The organism is Hydrogenimonas sp. (assembly GCF_029932565.1).
Lineage (GTDB): Bacteria > Campylobacterota > Campylobacteria > Campylobacterales > Hydrogenimonadaceae > Hydrogenimonas.
Map to the genome: position 1 here is coordinate 1 of NZ_JAOZPV010000053.1, position 12,902 is coordinate 12,902.

The following is a 12,902-nucleotide window of genomic DNA, read 5'->3' on the forward strand; positions in this document are numbered from 1 at the left end:
CTGGCCCATCTTCCTGTCGACGGCATCGGGCTGGCGCGGATGGAGTTCATCATCAACGAGTACATCAAGGCCCATCCGATGGCGCTGAAGCAACCCGAAAAGGTCGACGAAGAGACGAGAAAATCGCTGCAGGAGATCAGCCGTGCCTACGGCAGTATGACCGAATTTTTCGTCAAAACGCTTTCGGAAGGAGTCGCGACGATCGCCGCCGCGGTCTATCCGAATCCCTGTGTCGTGCGCATGAGCGACTTCAAGAGCAACGAATATGCCTCCCTGCTTGGCGGAAACTATTTCGAACCGGAAGAGGAGAATCCGATGATCGGTTTCCGGGGTGCGGCGCGTTATGCCCATCCGGCCTACGAGGAGGGGTTCGCACTGGAGTGTGCGGCGATGAAACGGGTACGTGACGAGATGGGGTTTGACAATGTCATTCTGATGATCCCATTCTGTCGCCGTGTCGACGAGGGGAAAAAGGTGCTCGACACGATGGCGAAATATGGTCTGAAACGGGGTGAAAACGGCCTGAAAATCTATGTGATGTGCGAAATCCCCAACAACGTCATTCTCATCGATGCCTTTGCCGAAATTTTCGATGGCTTCAGCATCGGCAGCAACGACCTGACACAGCTGACACTGGGGGTCGACCGGGACAGCCAGATCGTCGCGTTCGACTATGACGAGCGCGATCCGGGTGTCATGAAGATGATCGAGACGGCTGTCGAAGGAGCCAGGCGAAACGGCCGCCACAGCGGCATCTGCGGCCAGGCACCTTCGGACTATCCGGACGTGGCGGAATTTCTGGTGAAGCTGGGGATCGATTCGATGAGTCTCAACCCCGACAGTGTCCTCAAAACGATCCGGGATGTGGTGGAACTGGAGAAAAAACTGGGAAGAATTTGATATGTTTGCGACGAGACCGGTGAAGGGGTTCTAATCAACGCTATTTTCTCCATTGTTCAGGCGGCGATATTTCTGGTAGTTCCCTCTATCCCCTCGGGCTTTTCGTGGGCATCGGCCTCTTTGTCGACGGTATCGTTCTTCTGACATCGGGCAGCTATCTGAAAAAAAGAGAATTGATGGCTTATACCGATGTGCCGGAGTCTCTTTTGTCCAAATTTTCTATATTTACTTTTCTTTTATCTCTTTGCCGTACTGGCACTCCTTCTCTTCGATGCTCACTTTGATTTCGGTGGCTTTCAGTTTCCGGATATTGAAGTTGAGGTTGGCGAAATAGGTGGCGAGAATGACGGCCACGCCGGTAGGAACGATGACGCTGTAGTCATAGGTGATTTCCAGCGCCAGCACGATGGCGGTGAGGGGCAGGCGCATGACGACGCCCATGAATACCGCGGCACCGATGGCGGCGAAGCTGTAGGGTTCCACATGGAAACCGTAGTATCCGAACACTTCCGCATAACCGTAGCCGATGAGCGCCCCGATGCTCATGAGGGGAAGGAACAGACCGCCAACGGCGTTGGAATAGATGGAGACGACGGTGGTCAGAATACGCAGAAAGACCACGATCGTGATGAGAACGACGGATATATGCAGTTTGTCGTTGATGAGAGCCGTGACCACTTCGTGGCCGGAAAAGACGGTGAAAGGAGCGAAGGTGAGCATCGTGCCGACCGTCAGGCCGCCCAGTATGGCGAAAATCGGGTTGCGCCATTTTCCGTACCGGTTCAGTACCGCGTGGTTGAAGCGGTTGAAAATGTGGTTTTTGAGGGTGAGATAGATGAAGAGGAAAAAAAGGATCACCGGAATGAACAGAAGAGTCGCGGCGACATAACCGACCTGGAAAACATGCCCGACCGAATAGCGGAAAACGATAGGCTCGATGAACTGGTAGGCGATGCCGAAAGCGATGATCGCCGCCAGAATGATCGGCCCGATGAGCCGCTGGACAAATTCGTAGGCGATGTTTTCGATGGCGAAAACGATGCCGGTGATGGGTGAAACGAAGACGGCGGCGATACCGCTGCTGGCCCCGATGCTGATAATCAGCCGGACGAACCGTTCGGGAACCTTGAAGAGCTGGTTGGTCTTGTAGGCGATCATCGCGCCGATGGCGGCGGAAGGGCCTTCGTTCCCGACGGTGAAGCCGCTGCCGAGGGAGAGAATGGATGCGACGATCTTGAGAACGAGGCCTTTGAGTGTAATGAACTCCTTGTTGCCGGTGACGGTGTTGGCGATTTCGGTGACACCGTATTCCCGCACGGCGGGATCCTTGTCGATAAGCCAGTTGACGATGAAGATCGCGGCCGTCGGCACCAGGTAGAGATACCAGACGGGAAGAGAGGTGAGCGTATCGAGAGATCGCCCCAGAAATAGAAACTCCGCCAGCCAGCGTGTCGCCAGGACATACAGGGAGATGGCCAGGCCCGTGATGACTCCCACGACAACGGAGAGGGTGAGAATGCGGGCGACGATTGGCACCGGTTACTCCACCGGCCCGAATACTATTGTGACCGATACGATCATTTTTTGAAATGGCATAGAAATGTAAGGGAATATCATGAAGTTTCTTCCTCGCTCTCTTTTTCCCCTGAACGATCGTTTGGAAAGGTTTTACCGTTTTCGATATCGAAAAGAAGAGGAATCTTTCCGTCGACCGAGCGGATATGAATATCCCGCTGCGGGAAGGGGATTTCGATGCCGTTGGTGTAGAGCGTTTTGTAGACGAGAATCAGAAATCTCGAACGGGTCCGTTTGGGATAGAGCGTTTCCCGACCCCGTATCCAGACATGGAGTTCGAAATCGACACTGCTGTCGTTCATCTGGATCATGATGACACGCGTCTTTCGTGTCGGCGTTTCCAGGATGTCGGTAAAACCGCTCTTTCTGACCGCTTCGAGGACCACTTCGATGACCCGGTCCGCGTCGGTGCCGTATGCGACGCCGAAAGGGATGTCGAAACGGCGTATGCGGTCGTTCATGGTCCAGTTGATGACGCGGTTCTGGATCAGGTCCTGGTTGGGGACGATAACGTCGATGTTGGCGTTGGTCGTGATGGTCGTCGAGCGCATGCGGATGTCGGAGACGTGACCCCGGAGATTCTCGTCGAACTCGATGTAGTCGCCGATCTTGATACTGCGTTCGAACATCAGGATGATGCCGGAAACGAAGTTGGAGACGACATTCTGCAGGCCGAAACCGATACCGACCGACAGGGCTCCCGCCACCAACGCGATGGAGGAGAGGTTGACGCCGACGATGTTGAGGGCGCTGAAGAAGGCGATGATAATGATAATGTAATAACCGAGATTCGCCAACAGGGTCTGGGTCGACTGTGTGATGCTGCGATGGTTGCTGAAAAGCCTTCTCAGATAGGTTTTGTAGAACCCTCCGATCAGGATACCGAAGATGAAAATGAGAATGGCTATGAAAAGTTTGAACGTACTGATGGGCGTTTCGTTGACGGAGAAGAGCGGTTCGCTGATCTTTTCCCAGAAGAGGGAAAAGGTGTGCCGTATCTCTTCCATCGTCGCACCTTTGATCGTTTCGGCACGGCCGAGAATCGACGTGTCCATCGTGTTGAAGAGATCGCTTAAATCGTTGCGTACCCGGGAGGGAAAGAAGCTCTCCATGATCTCCATCATACGGTTCTGAAGCGCGAAAGTGTTAGGGCTGTCATGTCGTTTCAGAGCATCGGAGTAAAGAATGAACATCTCTGCCAGTTTGTCGGTGAGGAGGCTGTAGCGTTTCGCCTGGAGCACCTGGATGCCGTAGTTGAGCCGCCTGACCATCTCCGTCTTTCCCAGAAGATTGAGCCGTTCCCTTTCGATGTCGTAACTCTGGATCTCGTTTTCGATCTTTTCGAGTTTTTCTTCGATGCGGTCGAGATTATGCATCGTCGTATTGATGTCGAACGCCACTTTCGATATGCCTTTCACGAAAAAGGGCGGAGCTTCTCTGATGAGGTTCTTGTACATGGCCAGTTTACGGCGGTACTCCCGTTCCCCTTTGACGTAGAAAGCGTACTGCAGTTGCAGCGTCAGATTTTTCGGAGACTTACTCTCCTCTTCACCGATCTGTTTTCTGATGATCTCGATCTTCTCTTTCAGGTTGCTCAGGCTCGTTTCGAGCTGGTGTTTGGAGAGCGACCAGTTGCCGTACTGAATGATAAGCGACCGGTAACTCTCCTCGTCTTTGGGTACGGAAAGTTCGATCGCTCTGCGGTGGGCCGGTTTCGTCATGTTGATCAGCTTTTTGATCAGTGCGCTCTGCAGGGCAGTTTCATCGCTTCGGGGAGCCGTTTTCGCGATCCTTTTCAGAAGATTCGTGTAGAGCGTGGCATTTCCGTCGACGATCGTCGTATTGATGTCGGATGCAGCGGCAACCGTGAAAGTCAAAAACGAAAAAAGAGTGACAATGAAATGTTTCAATATCGCTTTCATGACGCAAACACTCCCGGCATCAGTAGATTTCCCGATAGTTGAAAACCAGGCGCACATTTTCGCCCAATCTCCCTTTGATCTCGTTGGCAATGAAATTTTTCTCCTCGGTCGTAAGGCTTCTGTCCACGGTTATGGTGACGATCGCGTAGAGTTCGTTTTCGCGGTAGTAGACTTTCGAGAGGTGGATCCGTGCCGTTTTGTCCGGAAGGTCCACCTTTTCGATCTGTGAAAATTCGCTGTAGATATGCTCCTCGGCAAGAAGCGTGCGCGTCGAAAGCCAGAGGGGGATCGCAATGACAGCGACCATCATCAATTTGATGACAAAGGCGGTCGAAGCGTATGTTCTCGATGCGTATCCCATCAGGTAGAACATGGCTCCGGAGGCGACGACGATGCCCACGATGTTTGCCAGAAAAAGCAGAAAAGCGTTCGCAAAGAGACTCCATGACCCCCAGCCGATGCCGATGCCGGAAACACACAACGGCGGAACCAGGGCGACGGCGATGGCGACGCCGGCGAGACTTTCACCAACTTTCGAGTTGGCGTATCCGTAAGCGGCAGCGATACCGGCGAAGATGGCTACAGCGAGGTCCAGCAGTGTGGGATGGGTACGCATCGTCATCTGATCGGTCAGGTGGATGAAGGGCATGACCCATGCCAGATAGGCCGATGCCATCAGGCCGATCATCGTCGACAGGAGGACCGTTTTGGCACTGCTGCGCATCAACATCTCATCGAAACGGATAGCCCCCATGGCGAAGGCGATAATGGGGCCCATGAGCGGTGCCAGAATCATCGCACCGATAATTGTGGGTGAGGAGTTTTGGAAAAGACCCATCGTTGCCATCAAAACACTGATCAGAAGAAGCACAAGATAGGCCCTCTTCATTTTTGCCGCATCACGCAGTTTCGTAAAAAGTTCCGCAAAAGCATTCTCTTCTGCGATCGGAACGAGAGGCAGAGGCTTTTTGGCGAAAAAGCTGATCAGTTCGTTGTCGGTCGGAAGGTTCTGCATGCGTATACTCTCCTTCTCTTCACCACTGATGCAGCTTGTTTCGCCGGTAACGACTTTCGCTTTCATCGCCACACTTTCGACGACGAGCTCGTGCAGCTTGATTTTTCTGCCATTGTATTCAACCGGAAACGGTTGGTTTTCCGGCGAAGTAATGGTCAACGATTCAGCTTTCAGTGTGCCGATTCCCGGTGGCAGATTGTCCGCTTCGTCGCGTTTTTTGTTTGCAAGGAAGATTCGAAGTTTCAAAGCACCCAAAATGCTCTGTGGTGCATAGACGACGGCTGCGACGCGATGGCATTGGTTGTCGGATGCTTTGAAAAAGTAAGAGCGTCTTCTGTTCAGAAGCGCTTCGTGTCCCATTTCGATCATGAGTGCCGCCGTTTTGATCTCCTGCTCTTTGGTCGTTTTGATATGGAGAATCCGCAAGCGCATGGAAAAAACTCTTTGCAGTGTTTCGGCGATTCCTGGGCGTTCGACCCATTCGGTTTTGCCTATCGTAATGCAGCCGATTGTCGGCTCCTCGTTGCAGCGGATATAGGAAGCGATGGTTTGGGGCGATTCGGCGATCGCCAATGAGACGGCATCCTCGATTTTTTTTGGAATGGCGTAACTTCTCTGCTGGAAGGGATTGTGCTCGTAAGGCAGAACAATGATCGTCAGATTCTCGTTTCCGATCTTTTCGAGCCATTCGGCGAACAGATCGTCCGGGATCATGGTGTAGAGTTTCGATTCCGCTGAAATGGTGCTCTTCTTCGGCTTGAAAACAGCTGTTTCCACTTTCTCACCACTCAACTTTTCGATGGTTGAAACAATCTCTTCGACCCTCTCTTTTTCAAGAGTGTGATGATGCATGAAAATGGCGGGAGCAGCGGCCATGCCTCTCCTTTGTGTCGTTAAATGGAGTGATAGCATAAGAATACCACTAAATCGATGAAAAAGAGTATCATCCGTTATACACGGTTTGCCAAGCTCTTTTGGGATAAAATGGGGAAAAGGATGATTCTCACGATTGTCCGATATGCAGAAGGAGCAACAATGAGTCATACAACGATTGCGTCTCTCAGGGCGCTGGAGATTCTCGACTCCCGTGGAAACCCGACAGTGCGTGTATTCGTGTCACTCGAAGATGGCACGAAAGCGAGCGCATCCGTACCTTCGGGAGCGAGCACAGGTGAAAACGAAGCGGTGGAGCTCCGTGACGGCGATCCATCCCGATACCATGGAAAAGGGGTTTTGCAGGCGTGCAAAAACGTCAATGAGATCATCGCATCGGAGATTGTCGGTCTGAATGCGGGAGACCAGGCGATGATCGACCGCCTGATGATCGAACTCGACGGCACGGAGACCAAAAGCCGATTGGGTGCCAATGCGATTCTCGGTGTTTCGATGGCGGTGGCGAAGGCGGCGGCAGAGAGCCAGGGAACCGAACTCTACCGCTATCTGGGTGGTTCGGAAGCGCGACGTATCCCGGTGCCCTGCATGAACATACTCAATGGAGGAGAGCATGCCGACAACAGTGTCGACTTCCAGGAATTTATGGCTGTCCCGCATGGTGCGCCAACCTTTTCGGAAGGATTGCGCTATGTCGCCGAAACATTTCATACGCTGAAAAAGATTCTCGAAGCCAAGGGGTATGCGACCGCCGTCGGCGACGAGGGTGGATTCGCCCCCAATCTGGGGAGCAACGAAGAGGCGATGGATCTGATTCTCGAGGCGATCGAAAAAGCGGGTTACGAACCGGGTGTCGACATTTCCATCGCGATCGACAGTGCCGCGACTTCGTTTGTCGTCGGCAAAAAGGGTCAATACGATCTCAAATGGTCCGGCGGCGGCGTGCTGACGAGCGACGAGATGATCGATCTGGCCAAACGATGGGTCGAAAAATATCCGATCATTCTCTGGGAAGATCCACTGGCCGAAGAGGACTGGGAAGGATTCGTGAAGTTTACCGAAGCGCTCGGCGACAAAATCGAAGTGGTCGGTGATGACATTTTCGTCACCAATACGAAATTTATCGCGCGCGGTATCGAAGAGCATGCGGCCAATGCGTCGCTGATCAAACTCAACCAGATCGGGAGCGTCACCGAGACGGTCGATGCGGTGCGTCTCTGCCTCGAAAACGGATGGCGTGCGTTCCTATCGCACCGTTCGGGTGAAACGGCCGATACCTTCCTCGCCGACTTCGCCGTCGCGATGGGGAGCGGCCATCTGAAAACCGGTTCGGCCTCGCGCAGCGAGCGGCTCGCCAAGTACAATCGTCTGCTGGAGATCGAGGACGATCTTCAGTCCAATGCACTCTACTACTGGAGATAACGGTGCCCGGCCTGGACCCTTCGGCAAATATAGCGATACCGGAGCTTCCCGACGAGATCACGGGGCTGGGTGAGATAGCCCTCAATCTGTGGTGGACGTGGAACGCGGACGGGAAAAACCTATTCAGGCTGGTCAATCCCTATCTGTGGAAGGAGAGCGGCAACAACCCGATCAAACTGCTGCAGTCTCTTTCGAAAAAAGAGATCGAGAGGTTGACGGCGAACGAAACCTTTATGAACGAATACCGCTACGTCCACGCGCTTTTTACACGGTATATGGAGGACAGAACCGTCTACTCGGAAGAGGAGCCGCTCCCCATCGCCTACTTCTGCGCCGAGTACGGGCTGCACCATTCGGTGCCCATCTACTCCGGAGGACTGGGATTTCTGGCGGGAGATATCCTGAAAGAGTCCAGCGACATGGGGCTTCCGATGGTCGGGATCGGTTTCATGTATCCGCAGGGGTACGTGCGGCAGGTGATCGGAAGCGACGGGTGGCAGAACGGCGCCAACGAGACGATCAACAAGGATACGGCGCCCATCGAGCGGGTACTGGACAAAGAGGGAAACCATATGACGATCCGGGTCCCTTTCATCGATCCGCCCGTTTACACCAGTGTCTGGAAGATCAATGTGGGAAAGGTCAAGCTCTACCTGCTCGATACCGACATCGAGCAGAACGATCCATGGGACAGGGAGATCTCCTACCGTCTCTACACTCCCGACATGAACCAGCGCTTGCGTCAACAGATCGTCCTGGGGATCGGGGGATACCGGGTGCTCGAAGAGCTGGGCATCCGCTACTCGATTCTCCATCTCAACGAGGGGCATCCGGCCTTTGCCCTTTTCGAACGTGTAAGGGCCTTCATCGAAAACGAGGGGATGAAACTCGAGGATGCGATCGAACGGGTGAAGGAGAGCTCTGTCTTTACGACCCACACCCCGCTCCAGACAGCCACCGATGTCTACAACTTCGACATGATGAGCCACTACTTCGAAGAGTACTGGAAACGGCTGGGAATGGACAAGGAGCGGTTCATGCAGTTCGGGATCAATCCGGACGATCCGGCCGGGGGTTTCAACATGACGGTATTCGGTCTGAAAATGTGCCGCTACCGCAACGCCGTCAGCAAAAAACATCGTGACGTGACCCGAAAGATCTGGAAAAACGTTTTCGATCATGACGGACCGAAGTCGGCGCCGATCGACCATGTCACCAACGGTGTCCACCTGCTTACATGGCTCGGCGACGAACTGGTCGACGAACTCGACCGGATTCTGGGTGAAAACTGGCTGAACATGCAGGAATTGCCAGATATATGGCTTCGGATCGACGAACTCGATGACGAGACGATCTGGAATCTGCACTATACCTACAAAGTACGGATGGTCAACTTCATCCGCGAACGGGTACGGCGCAAATGGGCGGACGAGGGGATCGATCCTCTCGTGGCTATGGCCGAAGGGGTGATGCTCGATCCGGATGTGCTGACCATAGGCTTCGCCCGTCGAATGACCGAGTACAAACGGCCCGACCTGATCCTGCACGATCTGCAGAGAGTGGAGAGGATCGTCAACAACTACGCGCGGCCGGTGCAGATTATCTTTGCCGGGAAGGCCCACCCCGCGGATACTCCCGGCAAGCAGATTCTCCAGAGGATTTTCAAGGCGGCGCAGGATCCGCGATTCAGAGGGCGTATCGCTTTCGTGGAGGATTACGGCGAAAATGTGGCGAAGTATCTGGTCCGCGGATGCGATGTCTGGCTCAACAATCCGCTCATTCCGATGGAGGCGTGCGGTACGAGCGGTATGAAAGCGGCGATCAACGGAACGCTGCACTGCTCCACACTCGACGGATGGTGGCCGGAGGGTTACACGGGTAAAAACGGCTGGGCTTTCGGCGGGGAGATTTCGGACGACGAGGCAGATGCCCGGGCACTCTACGATACGATCGAACGGAAGATCGTACCGCTTTTCTATACCCTCGACGAGCGCAATCTGCCGGCGGGATGGATCGATATGATGCGCGAATCGATGAAAAGCGTCTCATCCGCCTTCAGCGGTCGGCGGATGATGAAGGAGTATCTGGCGAAGTTCTATATGCCGATATCCAAACGGTGCCGATCAGGCTGACTTAATAGGTCTGTGCCATGGGAAATACTTTTGAGACGGATTCTGCAGTTGTGATAAAATAGAATGATGAACATGTATGAGACAATCAAAAACCTTCCCGCCCGTACGAGGGACAAATTTTATCTGCGTCTGCGGGAAAAAGCGATTTTGCGAACCCGTGCCCGACTGGTGGAGAGCCGAGTCGACATCGAGTCACTCAGTGACGAAGAGCTGGAGATCATCATCACCGATGAAGAGGACAAACTGATCGGCGAATACAAAAGCCGGGGCATCATCGCGTTGCTGGCGCTGCTCGGCATCAGCTGGATATAGGAGAGAAGGTGTATCACTACCTCAAATGGGCGGCGCTCGGCCTCTTTTTCAGGCGAAACATGCGCTATCTGGTGTTTATCGCTGCGGGATTCGTGGGCATCTACATTGCCGATGCGATCTACGAAGATATGGCCGATTTCGCTGTCAAAACGGGGGAGACCGGTGCCATCGGCTCCTATCTGCTGATCAAATGGCTTGTTGTCCTGGTGTGCGGAGGGCTCATTCTCTTTTCGGTGATGCGTCTGGGTTTCGGAAGTGATGCGAAAAGGGTGACGAAAGAGAAAAAAAGGGGCGCCGGAAAGCAGGAAATTCCCGGAAACGATCCCATTATGAAGCGCTTGGAGAAGTTCAGGAGAGCCGACCGGCTTCGGCACAGATCGGATCTGATCATCGAAAAAAAACGCAGGGGAAAATGATTATTTTTTAAACAGCCCTTTGATGCTCTCCTGCAGATCGGCAGGGTAGACGACGAATTTGCTGTTTTCCGACTCGGAGAGCTTTTTGAGTGCTTCGATGTAACGGTCGCCAAGCAGGAACATGGCACCGGTCGGCTGCCCTTCGATCGATGAGGAGATCTGTGTGATCGCTTCGGCCGACGCTTCGGCCAGTTTCACCTGCGCTTCCGCTTCGCGTTTCGCCGCTTCCAGTTTTCCCTCGGCTTCGAGAATCATCGCGTTTTTCTTTCCCTCCGCCAGCGTTTCGATCGCGCGGCGTTCCCGTTCGGCGGCTGCCTGCTGTTCCATCGCCTGCTGCATCGAGCCGCTCGGCGTGATGTCCTGGATCTCGACCGTTTTGACGGTGATGCCCCAGTCGGAGACGTCGTCGACGATCTGCTCTTTCAACTTTGCCTTGATCATCTCCCGGTTGCTGAGGGCTTCGTCCAGCTTCATCTCTCCGATGATGGAGCGCAGCGTGGTCATGATGAGGTTCTGAATGGCCAGCTTGAAGTCTTCGACGCCGTAAAGCGCCTTGACAGGATCGGTAATCTTGATGAAAGCTACGGCATTCGCGATGATGACGGCATTGTCCTTCGTGATCACTTCCTGTTTCAGCACGTCGAGAATGATGTCGCGGGTCGTCATTTTCGACCGGACCGAATCGATGAACGGAATGATGATATTGAGGCCCGGCTTGAGCACCTTCTTGAACTTTCCGAGCCGTTCGACAATCCACTCTTCGCCCTGCGGTACGATGCGTATGCCAAAAAGCAGTACGATAAAGACGGCGACAAGCAATACAACGGCAATGGACAATCCGGCCATGCTATACTCCTTCCAGTTTGGTTACTTTGATGATCTGTCCGTAGACCCGATCGACTTTGATGTGGTCACCCTCTTTGAGCGGGATACCCTTTTCGCTCTCGACGATCCAGACGCGGTCACCGAGAACCGGCAGGTCGAAACGGGCACGATAGCGCCCTTCCTCCATATCTTCAATGATGATACCGGGAATATCGGCATATTCACCTTCGGATTGACCCACATGGGAAGCCGGCTCTTTCCGGCGAAAGTAGAGATAATAGAGGCCGACCATAAGGAGGGAAAGCGCAGCCCACAGAAACAGCTCGTTCGTGAAAGATGTTTGATAAAGATAATCGACAGCTCCGACGATGATCGCCGCAACGCCGAACCATATCACGATGAAACTGGGAATGAGAATCTCCGCGGCCACGAGCACGATGCCCAACACGATCCAGTGCCACCACAATATCGTTTCGGACAAAAATTCCATGACAAACCTTTTTATTCAGAGTATAGCATGAGTCACGCGGTTTGCGAAGCGCTCAGAAGTTCTTCGATCGTGACGGCGACACACTCGCCCAGTGCGTTGACATTGTAGCCCCCTTCGAGCATGAAAACGGCCGGAACGTCGCAGATCTCCAGGATGGCCCGTACGATATCTCTTACACCCTCCGTCGTCACATCAAGCTGTGCGAGGGGATCCGCTGTGTGCAGGTCGTAACCTGCAGAGACAAGCAGTATGTCGGGCTTGAAACGGGTAAGAATGTTCGGAAGCTCTTCCCGATACACAGACAATAGATCCGCATCACCGCTGCCGGGCGGGAAGGGAAAATTGAAGGTTGTGCCTTTCCCGTCGCCGGTGCCTCGTTCGGATGCGGATCCCGTACCCGGATAGGCAGGCGACTGATGTGTCGAGAAGTAGAGAACCGATCCGTCGGAATAGAAGATATCCTGTGTGCCGTTGCCGTGATGGACGTCGAAGTCGACGATGGCCACTTTTCCGTAACCGAGCGACTGGGCATAACGGGCCGCGATGGCGATGTTGTTGAAAAGACAGAACCCCATCGATTGCGTGAGAGTGGCGTGATGACCAGGCGGCCTGACGGCGCAGAATGCCCGCTCGATCTTTCCTTCTCTGATTGCATCGAGTGCCACAATGCCGGCTCCGGCGGCCATAAGCGCTGCCTCGTACGAGTGCTCGGAACAGATGGTGTCGGCATCGATGGGTTCCAGGGCGCCGCAGTGCCATTTGACACTCTCGATGTGTTCCGGTGTATGGACAGTTTCCAGCAGCGATTCGGATACACGAATCGGCGAAAGCTCCGCAACTTTCTCTTTCAAAGGTGTGACAGCCCTTTCGATGGCACGGAGACGCTCGGGCGATTCCGGATGCCACTCTCCGGTGTCGTGAAGCAGATAGATCGGATCGGTGATGTAAGCGACGTGTCGGAGCATGATTGGTTACTCTCCAAATGATCAAAAGTGATTGTTT

At 53.8% G+C, this 12,902-nt stretch carries 11 protein-coding genes; 5 read left to right on the forward strand and 6 right to left on the reverse strand.

Annotation, left to right across the window (positions count from 1 at the left end; all coding sequences use genetic code 11):
• Window positions 1-900 (forward strand): putative PEP-binding protein (locus Q1K24_RS07015; protein WP_366903715.1); only part of this gene is annotated, 900 nt, incomplete at its 5' end.
• Window positions 901-1,125: 225 nt separating this feature from the next.
• On the opposite strand, the gene Q1K24_RS07020 is transcribed toward Q1K24_RS07015, so the two are convergent.
• The 3 genes from Q1K24_RS07020 to Q1K24_RS07030 all read right to left on the reverse strand — a co-directional run bounded on the left by Q1K24_RS07020 (window position 1,126) and on the right by Q1K24_RS07030 (window position 6,288).
• Entirely contained in the window at window positions 1,126-2,436 is a 1,311-nt protein-coding gene (locus tag Q1K24_RS07020) for a chloride channel protein (RefSeq protein ID WP_300368030.1), read from the reverse strand.
• Between the two features lie 77 nt (window positions 2,437-2,513).
• Window positions 2,514-4,397, reverse strand: a complete 1,884-nt coding sequence (locus Q1K24_RS07025; RefSeq protein ID WP_300368033.1) for a mechanosensitive ion channel domain-containing protein — start codon at window positions 4,395-4,397, stop codon at window positions 2,514-2,516.
• Window positions 4,398-4,416: 19 nt separating this feature from the next.
• Window positions 4,417-6,288 carry a TIGR00341 family protein gene (locus Q1K24_RS07030; protein WP_300368036.1) on the reverse strand — a complete coding sequence of 624 codons (1,872 nt, stop codon included), beginning with the start codon at window positions 6,286-6,288 and terminating at the stop codon, window positions 4,417-4,419.
• A gap of 159 nt (window positions 6,289-6,447) precedes the next feature.
• Here Q1K24_RS07030 and eno point away from each other — a divergent pair, with 159 nt between their 5' ends.
• From eno to Q1K24_RS07050, 4 genes are all read left to right on the forward strand, one after another.
• On the forward strand, window positions 6,448-7,725 hold the full coding sequence (gene eno, locus Q1K24_RS07035) for a phosphopyruvate hydratase (RefSeq protein WP_300368039.1): 1,278 nt from the start codon (window positions 6,448-6,450) through the stop codon (window positions 7,723-7,725).
• Window positions 7,726-7,727: 2 nt separating this feature from the next.
• A complete protein-coding gene (gene glgP, locus Q1K24_RS07040; protein WP_300368042.1) occupies window positions 7,728-9,857 on the forward strand; it encodes an alpha-glucan family phosphorylase in 2,130 nt (709 codons plus the stop codon).
• Window positions 9,858-9,929: 72 nt separating this feature from the next.
• Window positions 9,930-10,169, forward strand: a complete 240-nt coding sequence (locus Q1K24_RS07045) for a hypothetical protein (protein ID WP_300368045.1) — start codon at window positions 9,930-9,932, stop codon at window positions 10,167-10,169.
• A gap of 8 nt (window positions 10,170-10,177) precedes the next feature.
• Window positions 10,178-10,585 carry a hypothetical protein gene (locus Q1K24_RS07050; RefSeq protein WP_300368048.1) on the forward strand — a complete coding sequence of 136 codons (408 nt, stop codon included), beginning with the start codon at window positions 10,178-10,180 and terminating at the stop codon, window positions 10,583-10,585.
• On the opposite strand, the gene Q1K24_RS07055 is transcribed toward Q1K24_RS07050, so the two are convergent.
• The 3 genes from Q1K24_RS07055 to Q1K24_RS07065 are packed head-to-tail and all read right to left on the reverse strand — an operon-like array spanning window position 10,586 to window position 12,865.
• On the reverse strand, window positions 10,586-11,431 hold the full coding sequence (locus tag Q1K24_RS07055) for an SPFH domain-containing protein (RefSeq protein ID WP_300368051.1): 846 nt from the start codon (window positions 11,429-11,431) through the stop codon (window positions 10,586-10,588).
• A 1-nt stretch (window position 11,432) separates the two neighbouring features.
• Window positions 11,433-11,900, reverse strand: coding sequence for an NfeD family protein (locus Q1K24_RS07060; RefSeq protein WP_300368054.1), 468 nt, complete (start codon window positions 11,898-11,900; stop codon window positions 11,433-11,435).
• A gap of 32 nt (window positions 11,901-11,932) precedes the next feature.
• Entirely contained in the window at window positions 11,933-12,865 is a 933-nt protein-coding gene (locus tag Q1K24_RS07065) for a histone deacetylase (RefSeq protein ID WP_300368057.1), read from the reverse strand.
• Between the last annotated feature and the right edge of the window lie 37 nt (window positions 12,866-12,902).